24 protein-coding genes and 1 tRNA gene are annotated in these 25,742 nt (G+C 60.7%); 10 read left to right on the top strand and 15 right to left on the bottom strand.

Translation table 11 applies throughout. The features are described 5' to 3' along the window. Positions 1-28 precede the first annotated feature (28 nt). The 6 genes from NE584_RS05115 (at position 29) to sstT (ending at position 6,492) form a co-directional block, all read left to right on the top strand. The gene (locus NE584_RS05115; RefSeq protein ID WP_108980543.1) at positions 29-2,272 is read left to right on the top strand and encodes a DNA topoisomerase (ATP-hydrolyzing) subunit A; all 2,244 of its coding nucleotides are present in this window, start codon (positions 29-31) and stop codon (positions 2,270-2,272) included. Between the two features lie 59 nt (positions 2,273-2,331). Next, entirely contained in the window at positions 2,332-3,204 is an 873-nt protein-coding gene (locus NE584_RS05120) for a YitT family protein (RefSeq protein ID WP_256182051.1), read from the top strand. A 29-nt stretch (positions 3,205-3,233) separates the two neighbouring features. Beyond that, complete coding sequence (locus NE584_RS05125) at positions 3,234-3,824, top strand: lactate utilization protein (RefSeq protein WP_108980542.1); 591 nt, start codon at positions 3,234-3,236, stop codon at positions 3,822-3,824. A gap of 31 nt (positions 3,825-3,855) precedes the next feature. Further along, entirely contained in the window at positions 3,856-5,016 is a 1,161-nt protein-coding gene (locus tag NE584_RS05130) for a hypothetical protein (protein ID WP_108980541.1), read from the top strand. A 69-nt stretch (positions 5,017-5,085) separates the two neighbouring features. Next, a tRNA-Gly gene (locus NE584_RS05135) sits at positions 5,086-5,161 on the top strand. 119 nt (positions 5,162-5,280) lie between these two features. Further along, entirely contained in the window at positions 5,281-6,492 is a 1,212-nt protein-coding gene (gene sstT / locus NE584_RS05140) for a serine/threonine transporter SstT (protein WP_108980540.1), read from the top strand. Positions 6,493-6,555: 63 nt separating this feature from the next. Here the strand turns inward: sstT and NE584_RS05145 are convergent, their stop codons facing one another. The 3 genes from NE584_RS05145 to NE584_RS05155 form a co-directional block, all read right to left on the bottom strand. Continuing rightward, the gene (locus NE584_RS05145) at positions 6,556-7,374 is read right to left on the bottom strand and encodes a sugar phosphate isomerase/epimerase (protein WP_050623435.1); all 819 of its coding nucleotides are present in this window, start codon (positions 7,372-7,374) and stop codon (positions 6,556-6,558) included. 163 nt (positions 7,375-7,537) lie between these two features. Then, entirely contained in the window at positions 7,538-8,656 is a 1,119-nt protein-coding gene (locus NE584_RS05150) for a TRAP transporter substrate-binding protein (RefSeq protein WP_108980539.1), read from the bottom strand. Between the two features lie 78 nt (positions 8,657-8,734). Further along, positions 8,735-9,487, bottom strand: a complete 753-nt coding sequence (locus NE584_RS05155) for an SDR family NAD(P)-dependent oxidoreductase (RefSeq protein ID WP_108980538.1) — start codon at positions 9,485-9,487, stop codon at positions 8,735-8,737. Between the two features lie 244 nt (positions 9,488-9,731). Between NE584_RS05155 and NE584_RS05160 the strand changes: the two genes are divergently transcribed. Then, entirely contained in the window at positions 9,732-10,640 is a 909-nt protein-coding gene (locus NE584_RS05160) for a LysR family transcriptional regulator (protein ID WP_133248298.1), read from the top strand. Positions 10,641-10,711: 71 nt separating this feature from the next. Here the strand turns inward: NE584_RS05160 and NE584_RS05165 are convergent, their stop codons facing one another. The 10 genes from NE584_RS05165 to NE584_RS05210 form a co-directional block, all read right to left on the bottom strand. Continuing rightward, entirely contained in the window at positions 10,712-11,425 is a 714-nt protein-coding gene (locus tag NE584_RS05165) for a V-type ATP synthase subunit D (RefSeq protein ID WP_108980536.1), read from the bottom strand. Between the two features lie 12 nt (positions 11,426-11,437). Continuing rightward, positions 11,438-12,814 (bottom strand): V-type ATP synthase subunit B, encoded by a 1,377-nt coding sequence (locus NE584_RS05170; protein ID WP_050623430.1) that lies wholly within the window; start codon positions 12,812-12,814, stop codon positions 11,438-11,440. Continuing rightward, positions 12,811-14,586 carry a V-type ATP synthase subunit A gene (locus tag NE584_RS05175; protein WP_108980535.1) on the bottom strand — a complete coding sequence of 592 codons (1,776 nt, stop codon included), beginning with the start codon at positions 14,584-14,586 and terminating at the stop codon, positions 12,811-12,813. Before NE584_RS05175 ends, NE584_RS05170 begins: the two co-directional genes overlap by 4 nt. 44 nt (positions 14,587-14,630) lie before the next feature. Then, the gene (locus NE584_RS05180; protein ID WP_108980534.1) at positions 14,631-15,143 is read right to left on the bottom strand and encodes a GNAT family N-acetyltransferase; all 513 of its coding nucleotides are present in this window, start codon (positions 15,141-15,143) and stop codon (positions 14,631-14,633) included. Beyond that, positions 15,140-15,448: a V-type ATP synthase subunit F gene (locus NE584_RS05185; RefSeq protein ID WP_050623427.1), complete on the bottom strand. Its 309-nt coding sequence runs from the start codon at positions 15,446-15,448 to the stop codon at positions 15,140-15,142. The genes NE584_RS05180 and NE584_RS05185 overlap by 4 nt, the downstream gene beginning before the upstream one ends. A 13-nt stretch (positions 15,449-15,461) precedes the next feature. Continuing rightward, a complete protein-coding gene (locus tag NE584_RS05190; RefSeq protein WP_108980533.1) occupies positions 15,462-16,460 on the bottom strand; it encodes a V-type ATPase subunit in 999 nt (332 codons plus the stop codon). Positions 16,461-16,582: 122 nt separating this feature from the next. Continuing rightward, on the bottom strand, positions 16,583-17,272 hold the full coding sequence (locus tag NE584_RS05195; RefSeq protein ID WP_050623425.1) for a V-type ATP synthase subunit E: 690 nt from the start codon (positions 17,270-17,272) through the stop codon (positions 16,583-16,585). A 19-nt stretch (positions 17,273-17,291) separates the two neighbouring features. After that, a complete protein-coding gene (locus NE584_RS05200; protein WP_050625403.1) occupies positions 17,292-17,780 on the bottom strand; it encodes a V-type ATP synthase subunit K in 489 nt (162 codons plus the stop codon). Positions 17,781-17,834: 54 nt separating this feature from the next. Then, positions 17,835-19,775 (bottom strand): V-type ATP synthase subunit I, encoded by a 1,941-nt coding sequence (locus NE584_RS05205; RefSeq protein ID WP_108980532.1) that lies wholly within the window; start codon positions 19,773-19,775, stop codon positions 17,835-17,837. Next, positions 19,775-20,083: a hypothetical protein gene (locus NE584_RS05210; protein WP_133248297.1), complete on the bottom strand. Its 309-nt coding sequence runs from the start codon at positions 20,081-20,083 to the stop codon at positions 19,775-19,777. The genes NE584_RS05205 and NE584_RS05210 overlap by 1 nt, the downstream gene beginning before the upstream one ends. A gap of 381 nt (positions 20,084-20,464) precedes the next feature. On the opposite strand from NE584_RS05210, the gene NE584_RS05215 reads away from it, so the two are divergent. Together NE584_RS05215 and NE584_RS05220 are read left to right on the top strand one after the other, a co-directional pair. After that, positions 20,465-21,028, top strand: coding sequence for a GNAT family N-acetyltransferase (locus NE584_RS05215; RefSeq protein ID WP_108980531.1), 564 nt, complete (start codon positions 20,465-20,467; stop codon positions 21,026-21,028). Positions 21,029-21,066: 38 nt separating this feature from the next. Beyond that, positions 21,067-22,401, top strand: coding sequence for an MATE family efflux transporter (locus tag NE584_RS05220; protein ID WP_157954711.1), 1,335 nt, complete (start codon positions 21,067-21,069; stop codon positions 22,399-22,401). A 402-nt stretch (positions 22,402-22,803) separates the two neighbouring features. Here the strand turns inward: NE584_RS05220 and NE584_RS05225 are convergent, their stop codons facing one another. Then, on the bottom strand, positions 22,804-23,226 hold the full coding sequence (locus NE584_RS05225; RefSeq protein WP_256182065.1) for an MFS transporter: 423 nt from the start codon (positions 23,224-23,226) through the stop codon (positions 22,804-22,806). Positions 23,227-23,241: 15 nt separating this feature from the next. Continuing rightward, positions 23,242-24,573 carry an MATE family efflux transporter gene (locus NE584_RS05230; RefSeq protein ID WP_050623419.1) on the bottom strand — a complete coding sequence of 444 codons (1,332 nt, stop codon included), beginning with the start codon at positions 24,571-24,573 and terminating at the stop codon, positions 23,242-23,244. 85 nt (positions 24,574-24,658) lie between these two features. Between NE584_RS05230 and NE584_RS05235 the strand changes: the two genes are divergently transcribed. Beyond that, the gene (locus tag NE584_RS05235) at positions 24,659-25,480 is read left to right on the top strand and encodes a MerR family transcriptional regulator (protein WP_108980528.1); all 822 of its coding nucleotides are present in this window, start codon (positions 24,659-24,661) and stop codon (positions 25,478-25,480) included. The last annotated feature ends 262 nt before the right edge of the window (positions 25,481-25,742 follow it).

Genomic DNA, 25,742 nt, shown 5'->3' on the forward strand with positions numbered 1-25,742 from the left:
TGGGGCAGAAGATAGGACGGATATCCCTATGCCAAAGAAGAAAAACCCCGACGAGACCAAACCCAAGGTAACCAACCCCAACGTCATGGGCCTGCGGGCCGAGGTGCTGGAGCAGCCCATCACCGAGACGCTGGAGATCAACTATATGCCCTATGCCATGTCGGTCATCGTCTCCCGGGCCATCCCGGAGATCGACGGCTTCAAGCCCTCCCACCGGAAGCTGCTCTACACCATGTATCAGATGAAACTGCTGGGCGGGGCCCGTACCAAGAGCGCTAACGTAGTAGGCCAGACCATGAAGCTCAACCCTCACGGGGACGCCGCCATCTACGACACCTTGGTCCGCCTCTCCCGGGGCTACGGGGCCCTGCTCCACCCCCTTGTGGACTCCAAGGGCAACTTTGGAAAGGTGTACTCCCGAGACATGGCCTGGGCCGCCAGCCGATACACCGAGGTGCGGCTGGACCCCATCTGCGCCGAGCTGTTTCGGGACATCGACCAGGACACCGTGGACTTTGTGGACAACTACGACGGCAAGCTGAAGGAGCCCACCCTCCTGCCCACCACCTTTCCCAACGTGCTGGTCTCCGCCAACCAGGGCATCGCCGTTGGCATGGCCAGCAACCTGTGCGGCTTCAACCTGGGGGAGGTGTGCGACACCACCATCGCCTATCTGAAGGACCCGGACCACGATCTCATGTCCACCCTGAAGGCCCCCGACCTGCCCACCGGCGGTGAACTGCTCTACGACGCCTCGGAGCTGGCCTCCATCTACCGCACCGGACGGGGCTCCTTCAAGGTGCGCGCCAAGTGGCGCTACCTCAAGGCGGACAACATCATCGAGGTCTACGAAATCCCCTACTCCACCACCGTGGAGGCCATCATGGACAAGGTGGCTGAGCTCATCAAGTCGGGCAAGATCCGTGAGATCACCGACATGCGGGACGAGACCGACCTGTCCGGCCTGAAGCTGACTATCGACCTGAAGCGGGGCACTGACCCGGACAAGCTGATGGCCAAGCTGTTCAAGTCCACCCCCCTGATGGACAGCCAGTCCTGCAACTTCAACATCCTCATCGCCGGGATGCCCCGGGTGATGGGGGTGCGGGAGATCCTGGAGGAGTGGACCGCCTGGCGCAGCGACTGCGTGCGCCGCCGCACATACTTCTCCCTGAAGAAGAAGCAGGAGAAGCTGCACCTGCTCAAGGGCCTCAAGCGCATCCTGCTGGACATCGACCGGGCCATCCGCATCATCCGGGAGACCGAGGAGGACGCGGAGGTAGTGCCCAACCTGATGATCGGCTTTGGCATTGACCAGATCCAGGCCGAGTTCGTAGCCGACATCCGCCTGCGGAACATCAACAAGGAGTACATCCTCAAGCGCACCCAGGAGGTGGACTCCCTGGAGGAGGAGATCGCTGACCTCCAGGACCTGGTGAACAGCCCCCGCCGCATCCGTCAGGTCATCATCGGTGAGCTGGAGCAAGTCAAGAAAAAGTACGCCCTCCCCCGCCGCACCGATATCGTCTATGACCACCAGACCGAGGAGCTGCTCACCGCTGAGGAGGAGGTCCCCGACTACCCGGTGAATCTCTTCCTGTCCCGGGAGGGATATCTGAAGAAAATCACCCCCCAGTCCCTGCGGATGTCCGGCGAGCAGAAGTATAAGGACGGCGACGGCCCCTTCCTTACCTGGGAGGCCTCCAACCGGGACGAGCTGCTGGTCTTTACCGACAGGCAGCAGTGCTATAAGACCCGGCTCAGCGAATTTGAGGACACCAAGGCCAGCGTGCTGGGGGACTACCTGCCCACCAAGCTTGCCATGGACCAGGAGGAGCGGGTGGTCTGGGCCTGCATCCCCGGGGACTACCGCCGCCAGCTGCTCTTCTTCTTTGACAACGGCAAGGCGGCCCGGGTGGAACTGTCCGCCTACCAGACCCAGACCCGCCGGAAAAAGCTCACCGGGGCCTATTCCGACAAGGCCCCCCTGGTCTCCGCCTTCCTGCTGGAGGAGGACCAGGAGATGGCGGTCTACTCCACCGAGGGGCGCTGCATGATCTTCCACACCTCCGCCCTCTCCCCCAAGACTACCCGCACCACCCAGGGGGTCAACGTCATGTCCCTCAAGCCTAAATACCGGGTGGAGAAGGCCCTGCCCCTGGCTCAGACCCCCATCCGCAACGCCGCCCGCTACCGGGCCCGCTCCCTGCCCATTGCGGGAGCCCTCCTTCGGGAGCCCGACCGGGGAGAGGAGCAGATGACCCTGCTGTAACACCACCGTCCCGGGCAGCCGCCGCGCCGCCCAACCAGAAAAGGAAAGGAAGTTTTTTTGTGCGCACCGGCAAGCTCTGGGCCGCCTTCCGGCCCTATCTGTGGATCACACTGGCCTCCGCTGTCTTTGCCCTGGGCTTTGACTGGTGCTATGTTCCCAACCAGATCACCTTGGGCGGGATGACCGGCCTGGGGCAGATCATCCATGCCATCGTCCCCGCCATCCCGGTGGGCAGTGCGGTCATCGCCCTCAACCTGCCCCTGTTCCTGCTGGGCTGGCGGCTGCTGGGGTGGAAGCTGCTGGCCTCCTCCCTCTTCGCCACCGCCGCCACCTCCCTGGGGGTGGACCTGCTGGCCGCCCGTTACTCCTTCCCGCCCATGGACCCCATGCTGGCCTCCGTCTTCGGCGGCGCGCTGATCGGGCTGTCCCTTGGGATGGTGTTCCTCCAGGGAGCCACCACCGGCGGCACCGATCTCATCGCCCGGCTGCTGAAGCTCCGCTTCGGCCATCTGCCCATGGGCACCCTGGTCATGGCGGTGGACCTGGTGGTCATCGCCCTGGCCGCTCTGGCCTTCCACAGCCTGAGCAGCGCCCTGTACGGGCTGGTCTCCCTGTATATCTCCTCCCTGGTCATCGACCGGGTGCTCTACGGCCTGGACAACGCCAAGGTGGCCTATATCATCAGCGACCGCCCCCAGGAGATCATCCGCTCCATCAGTGCGGAGCTGGACCGGGGCGTCACCATCCTCCGGGGGGCCGGGGCCTGGTCCGGGGAGGCAAAAGACGTGCTCATGTGCGCCTTCAAGCAGAAGCAGATCGTGGCCCTGAAGCGGGCGGTAAAGGAGACCGACCCCTCCGCCTTTCTCATCGTGTGCGATGCCCACGAGGTGCTGGGCCAGGGCTTCCACAGCTATCACCAGCATGACCTGTGATCCATTCATTTTTTCAGGGAGGTATCACCATGGCAGATCTGGAAAAACTCCGCGCCAACCTGGAGGCCCGCGGCTTCCGCACCGCCTACTTCCCCACCGCAGATGAGGCGGCCGCCTATCTGGACGGCCAGATCGATGGGAAAACGGTGGGCATCGGCGGGTCCATGACGGTGAAGGAGATGGGGCTCTACCCCAGGCTGGCTGCCCACAACCAGGTGGTCTGGCACTGGGAGGGGGGCGCCCTGAGGGACTCCGTCCTCACCGATGTGTACATCACCTCCGCCAACGCGCTGGCGGAGACTGGGGAGATCGTCAACATCGATGGCAACGGCAACCGGGTCTCCTCCACCCTGTACGGCCACCAGAAGGTCTACTTCCTGGTGGGTGTCAACAAGGTCGCCCCCGATTTTGAGGCGGCACTGTGGCGGGCCCGGAACGTGGCCGCCCCCAAGCGGGCACAGTCCATGGGGTGCAGGACCCCCTGCGCCGCCAAGGCAGACCGGTGCTATGACTGCAAGAGCCCGGAGCGCATCTGCCGAGGACTTGCGGTTCTTTGGGCTCGTCCCAATGCCACAGAGGAGATGGAAGTCGTACTGATCGGAGAGGCGCTGGGGATGTGAGCCCCGGCGGGAACATGGGAGGAGGGATCTGATGAAATGGAGGCTCTGCGCGGCCGTGGCCGCGCTGTCCCTGCTGCTGTCCGGGTGCTCCTCACTGCTCGCCCGCAGCTACACCAGCGTGACTCCCCACAGCGCCACGCCCCCTGCCGAGGGGGACTCCTCCATCCTTCGGGTGGAGAACTACCAGGAGCTGGTCAATGCCCTGATCTACCTCATCTCCCTGGGTGAGGAGGAGGGCACTGTCCGGATGTACAACTACGACCAGGATGTGGAGCAGTCCCTGTCCAACGCCTGTCTGGAGGTGGTCCAGGAGGACCCTCTGGGAGCCTATTCAGTGGACTTCATCCGCTATGATGTGACCCCTATTGTCTCCTACTATGAGGCCGCTGTGGAGATCACCTACCGCCGCACCCGGGAGCAGGTCTCCGCCATCGTGGCCGCCACCGGTGCCACCGCCATCCGCTCCCAACTCAAGGACCTGCTCTCCTCCTTCGGCACCGAGGCCGCCCTGCGCATCAGCTACTTCGAGGGGGACGAGACCTACATCCAAACCCTCTTCCGGGAGGCCTACTATGCCAGTCCGGACACCGCCCTGGATCTGCCCGAGGCCCAGGTCTATATCTATCCCCAAGGGGAGGAGAGCGGCCGCCAGCGCATCGTGGAGGTCCTGCTTACCTACCACCTGGAGCAGAAAGAGCTCCAGCGCCGCCGGACTGCCCTGGCCCGGCGCGCCAATGAGATCGTGGTCTCCATCTGGGGGACCGAGGGGGACGAGGCCATCCAGACCGTATCTGCCGCCGTGCTGGACGCCGGACACTACGATCCGGAGGGGGGGGCCAGCGCTTATGACGCCCTGGTGGCGGGGGCAGCAGACAGCGAGGGACTTGCCCTGGCCGCCCTGCTGTTGGCCCAACGGCTGGAGCTGACCGGCATGGTGGTACCGGGCACCCTGGACGGGTCACCCCACTTCTGGAACGTCGTCCGCACCGAGAGCGGCTATCGCCATCTGGACCTCACCCGGGGGGCGGACAGCCGCGGGCAGTACCCCCTCCTCTCTGACCGGGAGATGGCCGCCCTGGGCTACCAGTGGGATACCCAGGCGGTCCCCCCCTGCGGGGAGCCGTCGGACAGCCAGGAGGGGACGGAGGAGGTTCCCGGCACCTCCTCCGCCTCCTCCGACGGGGCGGAATGAGATCATTCTCAATTTTTTCATTTTATGCTTGACAGCGACAAATTTTCTGCTATAATATGCTTTGTTGTTGCGAGTGTAGCTCATCTGGTAGAGCGCCACCTTGCCAAGGTGGAGGTAGCGGGTTCGAGCCCCGTCACTCGCTCCAAAAAGAAAGACACGCTTCTAAGCGTGTCTTTTTTTGGCCTCTTTGTCCGGACGGACAGATGTCCTCTTCCGGCGGAACACCCTCCATTCCCCGGCCTTTGGCCAGAAAGGAACCTCTTCATGGAACTGCTTTGCAAATGGAACCAGCTCAGCCTGGTCAAACGTATTCTGATCGGCCTGATCCTGGGCGCTGTCCTGGGCTTCCTCCTGCCCGGCGCCTCCTTCCTCAGCCTCCTGGGCACCCTGTTCGTAGGCGCGCTGAAGGCCCTGGCCCCCCTGCTTGTCTTTTTCCTGGTCTTGCACTCCCTGGCACAGCACAAGAAAGGGGCCAAGAGCAACATGAGCACCGTCATCGCGCTCTACCTCATCGGCACCCTTCTGGCTGCGCTGTGTGCGGTGGTTGCCAGCTTTCTGTTTCCCTCCACCCTGGCGCTGGCCCAGGAGGCCGCCTCCAGCGCCCCCGGCGGCATCGGCGAGATCCTCCAGACCCTGCTCAACAACGCGGTGAGCAACCCCATCTCCGCTATGGCGGAGGCCAACTATATCGGGGTGCTGCTGTGGGCTGTGGTCTTCGGCATCGCCCTGCGGGACGCCTCCGACCGCACCAAGCAGGTGCTGGGCGATCTGTCTGACGCCCTCTCCACCGCCATCCGCTGGGTCATCAGCTGCGCCCCCTTCGGCATCCTGGGTCTGGTGTTCACCACGGTATCGGAGACCGGCTTCTCCTCCTTCCTGGACTACGGCCGCCTGCTCTGCGTCCTGGCGGGCTGCATGTTCTTCGTGGCCTTGATCGTCAACCCCATTCTGGTCTTCCTGTGCATCCGGCGCAACCCCTATCCTCTGGTGTTCCGCTGCCTGAAGGAGAGCGGCATCATGGCCTTCTTCACCCGCAGCTCCGCCGCTAATATCCCGGTCAACCTGCGGCTGTGCAAGGAGCTGGGCCTGGACGAGGAGAAGTACTCCGTCTCCATCCCCTTGGGAGCCACCATCAACATGGCTGGGGCCGCCATCACCATCTCGGTCCTCACCCTGGCCGCTGCCAACACCCTGGGCATCTCGGTGGACTTTCCTACCGCCTTCCTGCTCAGCGTGGTAGCCTCCATCGCCGCCTGCGGCTCCTCCGGTGTGGCGGGGGGCTCCCTGCTGCTGATTCCCATGGCGTGCAGCCTGTTCGGCATTCCCAACGACATCGCCATGCAGGTGGTGGGCATCGGCTTCATCATCGGCGTCGTCCAGGACTCCTGCGAGACGGCACTGAACTCCTCCTCCGACGTGCTGTTCACCGCGGCCGCCGAGTTCCGCAGCCGCCGCCTGGCCGCTCGTCAGGACTGACCAAACGCCAAAAAGAGGCCCGGGATCAGAAGATCCCGGGCCCCCCCGGGCCCTCTTTTCTCTTCAGATCTGGTGCGCCGCGAAGAAGGTTTTGGCGGTCTCCAGGCAGCGTCTGGCGTGCTCCAGCTTGCCCCGGATCGCCACCTCCGCCGCGTTGGGCAGCTCGATGGAATAGTAGGGGGGATCAGGGATGTTCTTCAGCATCCCCGCCAGGTCGATGCCGCCCTCTCCCACGTACAGCCGTCCGCCCCGGGCCACGCCCACCATGTCCGGGTGGTCCACCGGCGGGATGAAGGCCGGACCGTCGCACAGGTGGACGAAGCCGAATCGCTCTGCCGCTACCTCCCGCAGCTGTTCTGGGGTGACCTTCACCCGGTGGGCGTGCAGAGTGTCCACCAGCACCTGCACATTGGGCCGGTCCATCAGGTCCATCCAGGCCAGGGCTTCGGTCAGGCCGGGGATGTTTGAGAAGGGGACGAACTCCAGATTGAGCTTCATGCCGTATTTGTCCGCCAGATCGCACATCTTCTCGAACTGCACCCGGGAGAAGTCCCGGTCCGCACTCCACACGCTGGCGATAGCGTATTTCGCCCCCAGCTCGGCCCCCAGGGCGAACTCCTTCTCGTAGCTCATTACGTCCACCCCGTCCGCCACCCGGGCCAGTTCGATGTCCATCAGCCTCACGCCGGTGCGCTCCAGGGCAGCGCGGACCATCTGGAACATTCGGCCGTTGGCCAGGGCGTAGTCCGGCTCTCCGGGCAGGTGCTGGGAGATGGTCCGCAGGCCCACCCCCTCATAGCCGCACTGGGCGGCGATCTCGATCTGATCCACCGGGTGGGTGTTGGGCAGAGTCAGATAGGCCAGGGAAAAAAACTTGCTCATAAGAGAGACCTCCTTATTCTGTGGGGCGTTCGCCCGTCTGTTTGATTGCTGGAAGGGGAATGCCCCCTTACGGCCCGCTCTGACCAGCGGACCGCAAAGAGGCATTCGGTTTAAGAGGAGCAACAGGAAGAAACTGCTGCTAAGCGGAATATCGCGGGATAGATCAGCCCTGAGCGGCGGCAAGCTCCTCCTGAAGGGTGGTGCCCAGACCATTTACATCCGCATCGATCTTATCGTAGAGGGCCTGGACAGTATCCAGCGCCAGGATCTCCTGGAAGAAGGCGTCATCATACTCAATGAGGGTCATGCCACCATCCACCAAGGTCTGCTTGTTGGTCTCATCGCTCTCCACCATCTGGGATTTCATCTCTTCAATCGCCTCTGCGACTGCCTGATTGATCGCCTCCTGGTAAGCGGGATCCAGGGAGTCATACTTCTCCTTGTTCATGGACAGCTGGTTGGCGTACAGGATATGGTTAGTACAGGCCAGGTACTTCTGGACCTCCTGAAAGTTGGTGCTGGCGCAGGTATCCGCTGCGTTCTCCTGGGCGTCGATGGTGCCGTTCTGAAGGGAAATGAACACCTCAGCCCAGGCCAGAGGAGTGGGGGCGGCGCCGATGGCAGTCCAGAAGGCCATGTGGTTGCTGTTCTCCATGGTGCGGATCTGGAGGTTTTTGAAATCCTCCAGTTTGCGCAACTCCCGATTGGCAGTGGTGAGGCGGTAGGTGGCGTACTGCTGGATGCCCAGCAGCTCCAGACCCACTTTCTCATAGGCGGCGGACATGGCGGCATGGGTCTGGCTGTCGCCGTTGAGCACCTGGTCGATGGTCTCACCGTCATACTGGGCAAACACCATGGGCAGGTCGAAGATGGCCATCTCGGGGACAAAGGAGACCACGGGAGCGATCTGGCAGCCCACCAGATCAATATAGCCCGCCTGCATCTGGGACAGCAGATCCATATCGTTGCCCAACTCGCCGTTAAGATACAAATAGACCGTCATCTTGCCGCCGGTGATCTCCTCCACTTTCTCTGCAAACAGGCGGTCAAAAATCTCTCCAGCCGCTCCCACCGCAGCAGAGTCCGCCAGAGTCAGCTCCACAGGCTCCAGATCCGCATAGGCCCCGGAAGCAGAACCGGAAGAGACCGTACCAGATGTGCTGCTACCGCCGGAAGCAGCCGGGGGATTGGAAGCGGCTCCGGAGCCGCTTCCACCGCCTGAGCAGGCGGCCAGGCTCAGGGACATGGCCAGGGTCAGAATCAGGGCAATCGCTTTTTTCATTGTCTTTCCTCCTCGTTTTATGTATCAGCTATGGATCAGCGCCGTTTTCACGGCTTTTGCACAAAGGATCTGCCGGCCTCAATACTGGAGGCCGCCGTTCACATCCAGCACCTCGCCGGTGGTCCAGGCGGCGTCGTCGCTGCCCAGATAGGCGATGGCGGCGGCCACGTCGCTCAGTTCGCCCATCCTCTGGAGGCGGATACCGGCGGACAGGGATTCGATACGGTCCTGGGTCATGCCGGCGAACATCTTTCCCTTCAGGGGGCCGGGGGCCACGCTGTTCACCGTGATCTGCCAGGGCCCCAGCTCATAGCCCAGGCACATCACCAACCCGTTCACACCGGCCTTGGTGGCAGCGTAGTTGACACCCACGCCGGGACGGCCCGTCCGACCTCCAATGGAGGAGATGACCACGATATGTCCGTATTTCCGCTCCTTCATGGAGGGGACCACCGACTTCACCGCGTGGAACACGCCGGTGAGGTTGATGTCCACAACATCCTGCCACTGGGCTTCAGTCATCTCGTCGATGGGACAGTGGCGGATGATGCCGGCGGTGGCTACCAGGGTGTCGATCTGCCCCCACCTGGCCAGGACGGCATTGGCCGCCGCCTCGCACTCCTCATACTTCCGCACGTCGCACTTTATGCCCATAAGGCGCTCCCCGTCCCACCCCTCGGCCTTCAGCCCGGAGATGGCTGCGTCCAGCGCCTCCTGGGAGAAGTCAGAGAAAGCCACCTTTGCTCCCTCACACAGCAGCCGCTTAGCAGCCGCCTCGGCCACGTCACCCGCACCGGTGATCAGCACCACTTTATCCTGATAACGCTCCATATCGATCCCTCATTTCTAAAGCTCTTTCTTTGAATATTATCACAAATCCAATCGGGTTTTCTTTTCCTTTTCCTGTCTCTATTATCCAGCCAAGCCGTCAAAAAGTAAAATACCAATTCATTTCCTTTTTGATAGATTTAATTTTATTAATATTTGTTTATTTCTTGACAAACTTCTCAATCTTTAATAAAATATAGGGAAATATATAGGATATTTTTCCGCATTTTTGGGGAGGTGCAGCAATTTGACATTGAATCAGCTCTATTATTTTAGGACAGCAGCCGGACAGCTGAACTTCCACCGGACCGCGGAACAGCTGATGATCTCCCAGCCCTCCCTCAGCGCCGCCATCGCCAGCCTGGAACGGGAGCTGGGAGTCCCCCTCTTTCTCCGAAAGGGACGCCACCTGGAACTGAGCAAATACGGCCTGCTCTATTTTAAGGAGGTGGACGCCCTCCTGGGCCGCCTGGACTCTGTGAACGCCACCCTGAAGCGGGCCGCCCGCCCGGGGCAGGGCCACATCGACGTGGGCTACATCGCCCCCCTCTCCCCCAAATTCATGCCCGAGACGGTGCGGGCCTTTCTCCAGCAGCCAGGCTATGAGCAGGTCACCTTCGGCTTTCGGGAGCTGCCCACCCGGGAGCTGCTGGACGGGCTGAAGACCTTCCTCTATGACGTGGTCTTCTGTATCTACGAGGAGGGCGAGCCGGAGGTGGAGTTCGTCCCCCTGCTGGACCAGGAGCTGGTGGCCATCGTGCCGCCGGACCATCCGCTGGCTGCGGAGGACCAGATCCTGCTCAGTCAGCTCGCCCCCTACCCCTTTATCACCTATATGCCCCATGTCCAGATCTACCGGGATATCATGGCGTACATCTCCCAGAGCGGCTGGACGCCTCAGGTATTCTGCAATGCCACCGGAGAGGCCAGCATCTCCTCTCTGGTGGCCAGCGGCTTCGGAGTGTCCATTGTGGCCAAAACGGACGTGCTGGACAACAGCCAGGTGAAGCTCCTTCACCTGAAGGACCGCCTCTACAAGCGCACCATCTATATGGCCTATCGCCGGGATGAGGAGCAGCCCCCCTCTATGCAGGCCTTCCTGCGTTTCGTCCTCCAGCGGGCCCGGGCGCAGTCCGACTCTCAGCGGCACAGCTGAACGGGCTGCGAAAAGCCCGGATGGGACCCTATGGTCCCATCCGGGCTCTTTCATGCAGATCCTGCTGGGCGTCAAACGCCTGCCGGCCTCTCCGGGTATCCGGCGAAGGCCTCCACCGCCTTGGCGTCGGCCTCTCTCCGCTCCTCAATGGCGTCTCTGAGCAGGAGCTCCTTCACCTTCATCAGGCGTATGGTGTTGGCCCGCTCGTTTTCGTCCAGCTTCATGGTGATATATTTGATATTTTCCTGCATCTCCGGGATCTTTACATACTCCAGGGCATTGACTCGGCGGCGGGTCTTTTCGATCTCCTCCGCCAGCAGCTGGGAGGTCTTTTCGATCTCGGCCAGCTTCAGCATATCCTGGAACACCTGGGACATGGCAGAGACCGCGTCATCCAGCTCTCCCGAGGTGTTGGCGAAGCCGTAGGGGTAGATCTCCCCCGGGTCCTGGCTGTGGGTCCTGAAGTGGTACTGAGGCACATCCACCGACATGATATTCTGAAAAGTCATGTCCAGTTCTACGCTCTGCTTGGGATAGAGCAGGGACTGCTCCAGCATCTCCGGGGACATGACGGCGGCAGCCACCGTGAAGGAGCTCTGGGCGCGCATCAGCTGCTCCTCCACCCGGCGGCGGAGGGCCCGGTTCTCCCGCACCACCTCCATGAACTGCTTCATCAGCTCATCCCGCTTGTCCTTGAGCAGCTTGTGGCCCCGCTGGGCGGTGCGCAGGCGGCCCTTCAGGCGGGTCAGCTCCATACGGGTGGGATTTATGGTCGTGGAAGGCATTCTGGTCCCCCCTTAGCCCTTTTGGGGCAGATACTTCTCGATCAGCTCCGGCTTGATGCGCTTGAGCTCCGCGGTGGGCAGGATAGACAGCAGCTCCCAGCCCAGGTCCAGTGTCTCCTGGATGGAGCGGTTCTCCTCTGTTCCCTGGGAAACATAGCGCTTTTCAAACTCGTCCGCGAACTTGGCATACAGCAGGTCGGTGGGGCTGAGGGCGGCCTCGCCCAGGATGGACATCAGCTCCTTGTTCTCCTTACCGGTGGCATAGGCGGCGAAGAGCTGGTTCATGGTGCCCGAGTGGTCCTCCCGGGTCCTGCCCACGCCGATGCCCTTGTCCTTCAGGCGGGACAGGGAGGGCAGCACGTCCACCGGCGGATTGATGCCCCGGCGGAACAGCTCCCGGGAGAGGATGATCTGTCCCTCGGTGATATACCCCGTCAGATCAGGGATGGGGTGGGTCTTGTCGTCCTCCGGCATGGTCAGGATGGGGATGAGGGTAATAGAGCCCTCCTTGCCCAGCTGGCGGCCCGCCCGCTCGTAGATGGTGGCCAGGTTGGTGTACAGATAGCCGGGGTAGCCCCGGCGGCCCGGGACCTCCTTCTTGGCGGCGGAGATCTCCCGCAGGGCCTCGGCGTAGTTGGTGATGTCGGTCATGATGACCAGTACGTGCATCCCCTTTTCAAAGGCCAGGTACTCCGCAGCGGTCAGGGCCATACGGGGGGTGGCAATGCGCTCCACCGCCGGGTCGTTGGCCAGGTTGGTGAAGAGCACCGTGCGGTCGATGGCACCGGTGCGCTTAAACTCGCTGACAAAGAACTCCGACTCCTCAAAGGTGATGCCGATGGCGGCAAAGACCACCGCGAAGTTGGATTCCCCATCCAGCACTTTGGCCTGGCGGGCGATCTGAGCGGCCAGCGCGGCGTGGGGCAGGCCGGACCCGCTGAAAATTGGCAGCTTCTGGCCCCGGACCAGGGTGTTCAGTCCGTCGATGGTGGAGATGCCCGTCTGGATGAACTCGTTGGGGTAGTCCCGGCCGGCAGGGTTCATGGGCAGGCCGTTGATATCCCGGTACTCGTCAGCCAGGATGGCAGGTCCGCCGTCGATGGGCCGGCCCATGCCGTTAAAGACCCGGCCCAGCATGTCCTCCGACACCCCCAGCTGGAGGGGGTGCCCCAAAAAGCGGATCTTGGACTCCGCCAGATTGATGCCCGCAGAGCTCTCAAACAGCTGCACCACGGCGGAATCACCGTTGACCTCCAGCACCTGGCAGCGGCGGATGGTACCGTCAGACAGCTCGATCTCCCCCAGCTCGTCATAGGTGACGCCCTGCACATGGTCCACCACCATCAGGGGGCCGGAGATCTCCTGGATCGTCTTATATTCCCGAATCACAGCGCTTTCTCTCCCTTCTCAGCCACGGCGGAGATCTGCTCCTCCATCTGGCGGACCAGCTGGGCATAGGCCTCCACATACCGGTCGGCGGGGACAGACTTGGCCCGGCCGATGCCCTCCCGGGCGGGGATGGTGAACAGCTCGGCCAGCGCCCCGCCCTTCTCAGCGGCGGCCCGGCACTGCCGGTCATAGCTTCGGATCATGGCCAGCATCTTCTCCTGCCGGTCATACTCGGAGAAGGAATCGATGTCCACAAAGGAGTTCTGCTGGAGGAAATCCTCCCGGATCATCTTGGCCGTCTCCAGGGTGATCTGGTCCTTGGCGGACAGGGAATCCTTGCCCACCAGCTGGACGATCTCGTTCAGGCTGGCCTCCTCCTGGAGGACCGCCATAGCCCACTCCCGGTTCTGGAGGAACTCAGGGCCCAGGTGCTCGTCGTACCAGGGCTTCAGGGAGTCCAGATAGAGGGAGTAGGAGTTGAGCCAGTTGATGGCGGGGAAGTGGCGGCGGTAGGCCAGGGAGGAGTCCAGGGCCCAGAACACCTTGACGATGCGCATGGTGGCCTGGGACACGGGCTCGGACAGGTCGCCGCCAGGGGGCGAGACCGCGCCCACAGCGGTGAGGGAGCCTCTGCGGTCCTCCTCAGAGCCCAGACAGGACACCGAGCCCGCCCGCTCATAGAACTGGGCCAGGCGGGAGGACAGGTAGGCGGGGTAGCCCTCCTCGCCGGGCATCTCCTCCAGGCGGCCGGACATCTCCCGCAGCGCCTCCGCCCAGCGGGAGGTGGAGTCGGCGATGACGGCCACGGCGTAGCCCATGTCCCGGAAATACTCGGCGATGGTGATGCCAGTGTAGATGGACGCCTCCCGGGCGGCCACCGGCATGTCGGAGGTGTTGGCGATCAGCACAGTGCGCTTCATCAGGGTCTCGCCGGTGCGGGGGTCCACCAGCTCGGGGAATTCCCGCAGCACGTCGGTCATCTCGTTGCCCCGCTCGCCGCAGCCGATATACACCACCATGTCCACATCAGACCACTTGGCCAGGGCGTGCTGCATCACCGTCTTGCCCGAGCCGAAGGGACCGGGGATGGCGGCTGTGCCGCCCTTGGCCACCGGGAAGAAGGTGTCCACGATGCGCTGGCCGGAGGACAGTGGGACCACAGGGGGATATTTGTGCTTATAGGGCCGTCCCACGCGGACGGGCCACTTCTGCATCATGGGCAGCTCTACCCGGGAGCCGTCCTCCCGTTCCAGCACGGCCACTGTTTCGGTGACGGTGTAGGAGCCGGACTGGATGGAGACGATCTTCCCTTGCATCCTGGGCGGGATCATGATCTTGTGGAGGATAGAGGGGGTCTCCTGCACCGTGCCGATGATGTCGCCCCCCACTACCTGGGTGCCCGGCTCCACCACGGCCTGGAAATCCCACTTCTTCTCCCGGTCCAGGGCGGGCACCTCCACACCTCTGGGGAGGTTATTTCCCTTCACCGTCTCCATGATGACCTCCAGCGGGCGCTGGATGCCGTCGTAGATGTTCTCGATCAGGCCGGGGCCCAGTTCCACGGACAGGGGGGCGCCGGTGGTGACCACCTCCGCCCCGGGACCCAGGCCGGAAGTCTCCTCATAGACCTGGATGGAGGCGGTGTCCCCATTCATGGTCAGCACTTCTCCGATCAGGCCCTGCTCGCCCACCCGGACCACGTCGGCCATGTTGGCCTCCTGGAGCCCGGTGGCCACCACCAGCGGGCCGGAGACCTTGACGATTTTTCCCATTGGCTCAAACCTTCTTTCTGATCCTTCCTGTGCCGCCGTCCCGCTCAGTCCCGGGACCCCAGGGGGTACTGAAGGAGATCCCCGAGATACCCCTGGTCCTCCACAGGCGCCACAAATCGGAAGCCAAAACGTTCATAATAATCATGCAAAACCGGGTTGTCCCGGGCGCAGTCCAGGCGGAGATAGTCCTGCCCCCGCTCCGCGGCCAGGGCCAGGCAGCGCCTGAGCAGCTCCGTGCCCGCTCCGGAGAAGTGGAGGCTGGCCGCCAGATTATGCACATAGAGCGCTTTCCCGCCATAGCCGGTCCAGCGCGGGTCCTCCTCCAACACCACGGCCCCCGCGGCCAGAGCGCCGCACTCCGTCCACAGGGCGTAGAGCTGTCCCTCTTCAGCGCACTGCCGGAAATAGTCCAAGGGATACCGCCTGAGGTAGCCGGGGTGGTTCCACTGCTGGATGCCCCGCTCATCCATCCAGGCGATCCGCTGCCGGATCAGGTCAAAGACCTGCTCCGCCTCCCCTGCTGCCGCCCTGCGGAAGGTACCGAATCCATCTCTCATAGGATATCCGCCCCCACCGCCCGCTCCACGGCGGTCTTCACATTGGCCATCCCGATCCCCAGGGAGCCCTCTTTGCCCGGGATCAGGATGATAGCGGGGGTGAGGGCGTCCTTATAGCGCTGAAGCTCACTCTGGAGCTGGACCGCCAGCTGCTCCGTGAGGTAGAGGATGGCACAGTTCTCTTTCGCCAGACGGTGGATGATCTCTCTGGCCTCGTCCGCGCTCTGGGCAGGACAGACCTCCAGCCCCAGGGCCTTGAAGCCCAGCACGCTGTCTCGGTCGCCCACCACCGCGATCTTATACATGCTCCTCTCCCCCTTATACATAGGTGGCCCGCAGGCGGCTGCGGATGGTCTCCCCATCCAGGCCGGCCATGCGTCCCGCCATGATGATGCGCACAGCGGTGATCTCCGCCTCCCGGGCGTAGAGATAGCCGATCACCGTCTCCTCCCCGAAGGGGACCCGGCTGGCCGAGGCCAGATATCCCGTGACCGCATTATCACACAGGCGCTCAAATTCGGTGAGAGGACCAGAATCCGGCTGGGTCCGGGCCGCCCCCAGCGCCGCCGCCTGGGCCAGGGGCCCGCTGCGGAAGCGCTCTGCCAGTTCCTCCGGTCTCGCTCCGGCCAGGGCGCGCTCCGATACGTTCCCATCGGGGAGCAGGATCTGGTTCAAAAACTCGCTGCCCTTGCCCATCCGGGCTGCCCGGACAGCGGCACGCAGATTAGCGGCGTCCACCGACAGGCGGACATAGCCCTGCAGGAAAGCGCTGCCGCATGCCCGTGCCAGGCTCTCCATCTCCTGAAAGCAGGCCCGGTCCAGCACCAGGTCGGCCTGCTGAGGATCTCCGGTGGCGGCCAGCACCTCCCTGGCCCGGAGCACCGCCTGGCGGAACACCTCGCCCCAGTCCCGAAGGTCATCCCGAAGGAAATCCTCCCGCAGCCGCTGGGGATCGTACCGCCCGCCCTGGGAGAGCAGACGCGCCTCGTCCAGCCCCATGGCCTGGGCCTTGATCAGCACCTTAGCGTTGTGGTAGTCGTATTTCAGCTGAAAGACCTCCACCAGCCGCCGGTCAGGCACCGAGTCCGCCATGTCCCGGAAGGTGTTCCGCCGGGCATCGGCCAGCAGCTCTTCCAGCGCCGCCGAGGTCAGCTGGGTCAGCTCGCCGTACCCGCACTCGCTGAGCACCTTGGCTGCTTCGCCGCTGTCCTTGGCGTCGATCATCCGCTCCATCCGTTCCCGGGTCAGCATGCGGTTTTCCATCGCGTGGATGCGGGTGGAGACGGCTAAATAATCCGTATCTCGTTTCTGGGACAAAATACCACCCCTTTCGGGTCAGAGCAGAGCGCCGCGCGTATCTCTGCGGGCAGTCTTTGCTTCCTGCGGGATCTGGCAATGGGCACCCGGGCCCTCCGTCCCCCCGCTCCGCTCCTCACTCTTCACTTTTGAAACAGGATCTCCGCCACCGGCTTTTCCAGCTGCTCCCGCTGGGCACGCACCATGGCCTCAAAGGCGCAGTTGACCTCCACCGGGCCGTCCACCATGATGAAGCCGCCCCGGATGGGCCTCGTCTCCTCGGACAGGGTCAAAAGCCCGGTGCCGGTGATCTGCGCCGCAGCGCTGTTGACCACCTTGCCCAGGAAGGCCCCCACCTTGGAGTCGGTGATGGCGTCGGGCAGCTCCGGGGCCACCTGCTTCACCAGAGCGTCGTTGGCCGCCATCACCACCGCCTTGCCGATGCGCGTCCGGTCCTTGGGGGAGAAGATCAGCTGCTCCCGGCCGGTGGAGGACGCCTGCACCGCCAGGCGGGCCAGCAGCTGGATGTACTGCTCCTCCGGCAGCGAGCACATCTCCTCCAGAGCCTGGCGGAACGCCTCGTCCAGCACCTCCTGCTTGGCAGCCAGGGACATCTTCCGCCCCTCCATCTGAGCGGCAGAGATCAGGCGGGCCTTCCGCTCCTCCGCGGACCGGCGGCCCCGGGCGAGCAGCTCGCCCTTCTCCTTCTCCGCCTGGGCCCTGGCCTGGGCCAGCAGTTCTTCCGCCTGGGCCTGGGCCTTGTCCCGAATGGCCTGGATCTCCGCGTCCGCGTCGGCGCTGATCCTGGCCGTGATCTTTTCAAGTCCGTCCATAGCTGTTCCTTTCCGGCGCTCAGGCGCTGATGTTGATGATCATCAGCATGGAGGCCAGCAGGGAGAGGATGGCGTAGAACTCCACAGTGATGCACAGCACCATGCCCTTGGACCAGTCATCCGGCTTTTTGGCCAGAATGTTGATGGAGCCGGCGGCCACACGGCCCTGGGCGATGGCGGAGAACAGGCCGCCCAGCGCCATAGGCAGGCAGGCCACGAAATACTGCATCCCCTGGGCGATGGTCAGCTGAGGCAGGGTCCCAGACAGCAGGCCCATACGGAAGATGGCGAAGAACCAGACTACCAGGCCGTACAGGCCCTGGGTGCCGGGGATGACCTGAAGGATCATCACCTTGCCGAACTTGGAGGGATCCTCACACAGCAGGCCGGTGCCCGCCTCGCCGGCCAGGCCGGTGCCCTTTGCGCTGCCGATGCCGCTGAGTACAGCCGCCAGTCCAGCGCCCAGCAGGGCCAGGGCCAGCCCGCCGATGCTGCCCAGGAAAGTCATGCTCTGTCCATACTCTACCACTTGTGACATATCCATTTTTGTATCCTCCTCAAATCATTGTTCTTTGATATCCACATACCGGGTGTTCACCGCCATAGGCCGGAAAGGCTTTCCGCCATCCTGATAGAACTTTCCAAAATACTCCAGGCACTGCAGACGCAGGTCATGCACATAGCAGCCCAACAGATTCAAGGCAAAGTTCAAGGCATTGCCTGCCAAGGAGATGATGAAAAAGATCACCAGGTTGCCCGGGATCGCGCCCAGAGTATTGAACACCTGGGCAATGACGCTGCCTGCCAGCATCAGGGCCATGAGACGGGAATAGGAGAGGATGTCCCCAAAGTACCCGGTCACATGGTTATACAGGGAGCCGAACACGGCGGTCACCTTACCGAAGCCCTTGGCGTTCCAGCCCGAGCCCACCAGCACCATGACGCCGCCCAGGATGATGACCACGTTGGTCACCCCCAGCACTGCCAGGGCCAGACCGGCAAAGACGATCCACCAGGTCAGCTCCTCCCATACCGCATCCAGGATCTGCCCCTCCCTGATCTTTTTGATGAAGCTGATGGCCATGCCCGTGACGATTTGAATCAAACCCAGGGCCATAGCCCCCACCAGGATCATCAGGGTGTCATCCAGGGGGGTGAACAGGGGCGGCCAGAACCAGACGAAGGTGCTCTCCGGATTCAGGATCTTCAGCACCTGAGGGATCATGTCACCGAAAAAGCCTCCCGTGACCGCCCCCATCAAAAAGGTACTGACGCCGCACAGTCCCAGCAGACCGAAGAAGTGGCTCATGGTGCCCTTGGGTCTCATCCGGCGCAGGACCACCACCGAGGCCAGCATCATCAGCAGGCCATAGCCCATGTCCGCCATCATGATGCCGTAAAACAGGATAAAGAAGGGGGCCATCAGGGGGTTTGGGTCCACGCTTCCGTAGGCAGGCAGGGAGTACATCTCCGTGACCATGTTCAGCGGCCGGGTGAGCCAGTTGTTTTTCAGCTGCACCGGCACCTGGGGATATTCCTCCGGCTCTGGGTCCCGGACCTCCCAGGCACAGGGGTAGTCGGACAGGGCCTGCCGCAGCTGGTCCCAGCGCTCCTCCGGCACCCAGCCCTCCAGGAAGAAGGCCACCTGGGTCTCCACCAGGCGGCTCTTGCCCTCCTCACGGTCGATCTCCACCGAGGCTCGGTCCACCGCCCGCTTCAGCGCCTCCCGCTGGCCGGCCTGGGCGGCGATCCGCCGCTCCTGCTCCGCCCTGCGCTGAGACAGCTCCTCCATCTCCTGCTCCAGCCGGCGGTCGTTGTCTGCCGCCGTGCCTGTCAGATCCCGGAACACTGCCCGGGACCAGCCGTGCTCCTTCAGCTTCTCCAGCACCTCGTCCAAGGCGGAGCGGTGGCAGATCAGCAGCAGATACTGGTTTTCCCGGTCTGCGCTGGCCAGCGTCAACTGGGCCAGCTCACTCACTGCCTGCACCTCCCCCGCCAGCTGGGGGAAGGGGGTCTCCGCCGATACCGTGCCGAACTGCACCTCCACCTCCCGGGTGGAGGCCGTGTCAAGGGGGAGCTCCAGGGGGATCCACGGTGCCAGGGAGGCCCGCTGGGCAGCCCGCTTGTCCCGCTCCGCCTTCAGCGCCGCCAGCTCCCGCTCCCCATCATTGATGGCTCTGGCGGTCTCCAGGGCGCTTCGGTACGCCTGCTCCTCAAAAAACTGCTGGGGGGAGACCACCGGCCTGGGGCTCAGGAGGCCCCCCTTCACCTTTGCGTAGCGCTTGAGCACCTCCAGGGCGTGCTGGGCTGCGTTTTTCTCCTCCCGGGCGGCGGAGAGCGCCCCGCTGTCCGGGCTCTTCAGCCCGGCCCACTCCGGATCGCTCCAGTCCACCGACGGCTCTTCGATCTCCAAGCAGCCCATCCCCTGAAGCAGCCGCAGCAGGGCCTCCCGGTCCGACTGCATGGCCGCCAGGCGCAGATGCTTCATTTTGACGATCGCCATCAGCCCTTCACTACCCCTTCCACGATGCGCTTCGCCGCCTGATCCAGACGGGTCCGGGCGTTCTGCTTCAGCGCCTGGCAGCGCTGCTCCGCCTCCGCCAGGATGGTCTTCGTCTCCTCCGCGGCGTCCGCCTCCGCCCGGGCCAGCATCTGCCGGGTCTCAGCCCCCGCCTGGCGGCGGGCCTCCTCCAGCAGCTCTTCAGCTGCCTTCCGGGCCTCAGCCACGGTCCGCCGGCTCTCCGCCGCGGCCGCCTCCCGGCGCTCCTGGCTCTCCTGCTCTGCGCCGGCTACCTTTTGAATGGAGTCCATTTCCATATTCTCACCACCCGCTTCCCCCATCTCAACGCAGCGGACCTGCTGTGGGGGTATCTGCTCCAATACAATACTATGTGAATTTGTCCAAAAAAGCAAGGGGAATTTTCCTTTTTTTCTTATTTCACTCCCATTTCATTCTTCTTTCACCTCTCATTTTTTCCAAAAAGGTGGATATATTGTATGCCTTTTCCCCGTTCCGCCCCTTTTTCAGGACTTTTTGTACAATTTCCACCTTCTGTCCAGTTTTTCTGCCTTCCGGGGCCGGCCTCCCCTTCGGCGGCGGGGGCCCAGCGGCGCTTTCCTCCTTGCCAACCGGGAATCGGACGGATATAATCGAAGACAGTAGAGCAGAACATTCTGAAAGGAGCGCTGTCCATGTCCCGCCTTCATTTTGAAGAGGCCCGCACAGAGGAGCAGTTCGCCGCCCTGTCCCTGATCCACGCCCTGGGCTGGCGGACCACCTACGCCGGCGCCATCCCCGCCGACTTCATGGCCCGGGAGATCACCGATGACCGCTGGGTCCCCACATTCCGGGAAAATCTGAAAACAAATCGCAATCAACTCCTTCTATTATACGATAAGGATATTCCCGTCTGCTGTGCCACCTTCGGCCCCGCCCGGATCGATGCAGGTCTCCAGGCAGGTACGGTGTGCAAGTTCAACTCCCGAGGATATGAGGGCTGGGGAGAGATCATCTCCTTTTATACCCACCCAGACCATAAAAGGAAGGGCTATGGCACCAAGCTCATGGAGGAAGTCCTCCGCCGCCTGAGCGGCCAGGGCTATCTTCAGGTCTTTCTCTTTGTCCTGCGGGAGAATGAAAACGCCCGCCGCTTCTACGAAAAAATGGGGTTTGCCTGGGACGGGACCCACGAGGACATCCCCTTCCCGCCGGACACCATCTGCGTGGACCTGCGCTACACCCGTTCCCTGCCATGATGCCGCCCCATATCGGTAAAACAGGAGGTGAGAGCTCTGTGCGGCAGTCCAATGACGGTATGCTGGGCGCCATGCCGGTGCCCCGTTTGGTGGTGACTATGTCCCTGCCCATCATGCTGTCCATGCTCATCAGCGCCGTCTACAATCTGGTGGACAGCGTCTATGTGGCCCAGTACAGCGACGAGGCCTTTCTGGCCCTCTCTTACGCCTACCCCATCCAGATGCTGCTGGTGGCCTTCTGCTCTGGCATCGGGGTGGGCTTCAGCGCCATTTTCTCCCGCCGGCTGGGGGAGGGAGACCAGGAACAGGCTGCTTCTGCGGTCTGCCACGGGTTTTTCCTTTACGGACTCTGCTGGCTCCTCTTCCTTCTTTTCGCCCTGACAGGGGCCGCCCCCTTCCTGCGCCTCTCCACAGAGGACCCCTCCGTCGCCCGGCAGGGGGCCCAGTACCTGCTGATCTGCTGCGGACTGTCCATCGGCACCTGCATGCAGTTTTTGACGGAGCGCATTCTTCAGGCCATGGGCCGCCCCGCCGGCTTCATGATCGTGCAGGGCTCGGGTGCCATCCTCAACCTGATCCTGGACCCTATCTTCATCTTCGTCCTGGACCTTGGAGTTGCGGGGGCCGCGGCAGCCACGGTCATCGGCCAGATCTCCGGCGCGTTGATCGGCTTCTGGCTGGTGTACCGCCTCCGGCGCCAGCTCCCCATCCGCCTGCGGGGCTTCCGCCCCCGGGGGGAAATGCTGGCTGAGATGGGCCGCGTCGCCGCCCCCGCCGTGGTGATGCAGTCGCTGAGCAGCTTCATGTCCCTGGGGCTGAACCAGCTGCTGACCCGGTGGTCCGAGTCCGCGGTCTTTGTACTGGGCGCCTACTTCAAGCTCCAGACCTTTATCTTCATGCCCATATTCGGCATCAGCAGCGGCCTGATCCCTATTTTGAGCTATAACTACGGGTCCGGGGCACTCCGGCGCGTGTCAGCCTCTGTCCGTTTTGGCCAGCAGTTCACCGCCGTCCTCTCCCTGTCCGGGGCCCTGCTGCTCTCCCTGCTGGCCTCCCCCCTGCTCCGCTCCGCCTTCCGGGCGAGCCCCGAGGCCCTGGCCATGGGGGCCCCCGCTCTGCGGATCATCGCCCTCTCCTTTTTCTTCGCCGGGACCAGCATTATCTTCTGCTCCGCCTTTCAATCCCTGGGCCGCAGCCGCTGGTCTCTTCTGGTGGCCCTGCTGCGCCAGATCCTGCTCCTGCTCCCCGCCGCTGCCCTTCTGCTGGCCCTGAAGCCGGCCCTGGTCTGGGCCGCCTTTCCCCTCTCGGAGCTGATCTCCTGCTTTGCCGCCGCACTCCTCTACCGCCGCACAATTCAAAAACAGCTCCTCTGAACGGCGCTCTCTGCGATCTCAATTTCCCCGTTAACATGTCACATATTAACAATGGAACAGATAAGTGATGGTCTAAGAGTCTTTGTCCGTTTTATCCACGGGGCAGGATACAGATCGGCCAGTTGGATCTCACACCTGGCAGGCGGCGAGGGCAGACGGGGCTGTCAGCGGTGAGCGCAGCCCCATTTACTTGCCGTGCTGACTGGCTCAGGCAGGTCCGCTGTTTACTGGGCTCTTTTGAGTTTAAGCTCCTGGGAAATGCCAGACAAACTCATTCCTATTGCAACCAAGGCAAGCAAATATTCTTTCAAATATGCTGATCGAGCCGACGCCCGCATAACACCTTAGCTGCTATGCGCTTCAAGAACAGTCTGCTTTCTGATATTCCCTTCAGTAATCAGTTCACTCACTTTTTTCTATTTCCTCCGTTTCTTGCTTCTGTCTTTCAAGGATCGTGTCTGGTATTTCTCGATACCGTCTGAGCAGATAGTCCCTTTCTTTTGTACGCCATTTGCATGCTGTGATCAGTACCCCAACTGCAAAGATCAATATCGCTATTCCAATGCTATTCCGGTATCCAGTCAACTCAAGAATGAAATAACTGATAAACGAAGAGAACATAGCAGCCACCAGATAGATACAGATAACATACTTTTGCAGCTTTCTTTCCGGAAGTGAAATGAAAAAGCTATCCCACTCGTCAGAGTTAAATCGGAGCTGCCTGCCTTTGATCCAAAACAGCAGCAGAAACCCTCCTAACGAAAATCCCTTGCATAAAAGCGCTTTCATGCCTGAAATCAAGACAATTCCAAAAATCCACATCATAAATGATCGTTCCTGTTAATATCCATATTTCTTTTGGTATCTGCCAAACATAATAAGAGATAGGCAGATCGCCGCAAACTCCGCAGCGGGTGTCGCAAACCACACACCTGTTACGCCGAAGAGTGCGGGAAGTATCAGCATAGCGATCACCATGAATACAAAGGAGCGTGAAAAAGCAAGCACCGCTGAGATCAGCCCGTTGGATAACGCCGTAAACATTCCGCTGGCAAAAACATTAAAGCCGATAAAGATAAGGGCAAAGGAACAGATACGGTTTCCTGTAACCGCCAAATCATATACTGGGTTATCTGGGCGGGCGAACACCGAGACAAGCGGCTCTGTAACGACCAGCGAAGCGATGAGGGTCACAGCAGCGATCACGCTGATGATCTTCAAGCTCATACGTATCAGCTTTTTTAATTTTCCATGATTTTGTTCGCCATAGTAAAAACTGATCATAGGCGCGACTCCGTAGGAATAGCCGGTATAGAGAGAAGTGGCGAACATCAGCACATACATAATGATGGTAATGGCTGCTACGCCGTTTTCCCCTACATATTTCAGCATTGTCCAGTTAAACATCATAGTAACGATACCTGTCACTAAGGCGGTCGCCATTTCCGAACTGCCATTTGTGGCAGCTTCCCACAAAGTTTTCCTCCGGCATACCGGCTTTACAAAATGAAGCAGGCTGTTTTTCTTGGAAAACAGCACAATTCCCACTACCGCCGTAACAGAATACCCCAAGCCGGTGGCAATCGCCGCCCCCGCAATCCCCATATCAAGTACAGCGATCAAAACATAGTCAAGGACCATATTCAACACGCCGCCTGTAATGGAGCAGACCATAGAAAGATCTGACTTCCCGGCGGCGATCATATAAAGGGTAAAGTTATTCATCAGCAGGATAGGGATTGTGAAAATCAAATAGCGGCTCAAATAATCGTGGCAGTGATCAAATACAACCGGCGAAAGGTTCATGCTTCCAAAGATGCCGTCCATGACAAGATAACCTAAAACGGACATGACAAGCCCTACAATCACATTCACAACAATTAGAAATGTGAAGTCCTCATTTGCTTCCGTTGCTTTTTGCTCTCCTACCTTTCTCATAATGACAGCGCTTCCACCCGTAGCAAGCATGGTAGAGATGGCAGTTACCAGTGAAATAATCGGGGCGGTCAAATTGACTGCGGACAGTGCATCTGTACCAATCAGATTGGATACAAACAGACCGTCCACCATGGTATAAAAGGACATGAATACCGTCATAACGATAGTCGGGACAGCAAATCTCAAAACATTTTTTAATGTTACCGGGCGGCTGTATGCGTTCTCGCTCAGCATAAATAAAGATCCTCCTTGTTTTTTCTCTGAACATTTTATATAATAAACCGTACAGTAACAGTACAGTCAAGGGGGATCTTCAAAAATGCTGAAAGAAAAAGCTGCACTGTTTACCATAGGGCAGTTTGCGGCGCTCCATGAAATCAACAAAAAAACTTTGATGTGGTATGATGAGATCGGTCTGCTGAAACCTGCCTGTATTAAGGAAAACGGCTATCGGTATTACAGCTACCAGCAGAGTGCGGCACTGGAAACCATTTTAATGCTGCGGGAGTTAAATGTATCTCTTGATGAAATCAAACAATTTATGGAAAACCGTACCATTGATAACTTCGCTTCTCTTTTGCAAGAAAAAATCACAGAATTAAATCAAACCATTTCCCATTTGAGATCTATCCAAAAAATTCTGATCAACCAGCAGCAGGATATGGATATGCTGCGCTCTTTGGATATTGCAGAAATCAGCCTTGTGGAAAAGCAGAGCCGCTATTTGGTGGCTGTTGATATGGCTGAAAACTTATCATTTGAACAAGAAATTGAACGGGTCATTGCCGAAACAAAAAAACACCAACTTCGCCGTCTGCATGACGCTTCCTATGGTGCCATGCTTCCAGTGGAGCATTTATATCAAGGAAAATTCAGCGAGTATAGTGCCATATATATTGAAATGCCTTTTCCTGTTTCCAAAAGAGGACTGCATCTGCAGCCTGCCGGAACATACCTAAGGGCTTTTTGTAAAGGAAATTGGGAAAAGCTTCCCGAAAGATACAAAGAAATCCTTGCCTACGCAAAAAAGCAAGGGACAACTCTGTGTGGCTATGCTTATGAAACGGGGATCAATGAGTTGGTTATTGATAGTATAGACGATTATATCACTCAAATTGAAATTCCCATTAAGCCGGAATAGTGGGAGGCTGTCTGTCAAATCCTTATGTGCTGCTTTACCGCACATGAGCATTGACAAAAGAAATATCTTCCACAAGGACAATGAAACGTCGTCTGCCAGGAGAAGCCTCCTTTGACAGCCGGCATTTCTTGTATTCCGGCTCTATCTGTGCCCAGTGCAGCACAAAAAGAGGGACTATCGGCTTTTCACCGATAGTCCCTCTTTAAATTTCCACATTTCACTTGCTGACCACACAGTATAGGCGTCTCCTGACACTTTTCTA

Source organism: Clostridium sp. DFI.5.61, from assembly GCF_024462915.1.
Lineage (GTDB): Bacteria > Bacillota > Clostridia > Oscillospirales > Oscillospiraceae > Lawsonibacter > Lawsonibacter asaccharolyticus.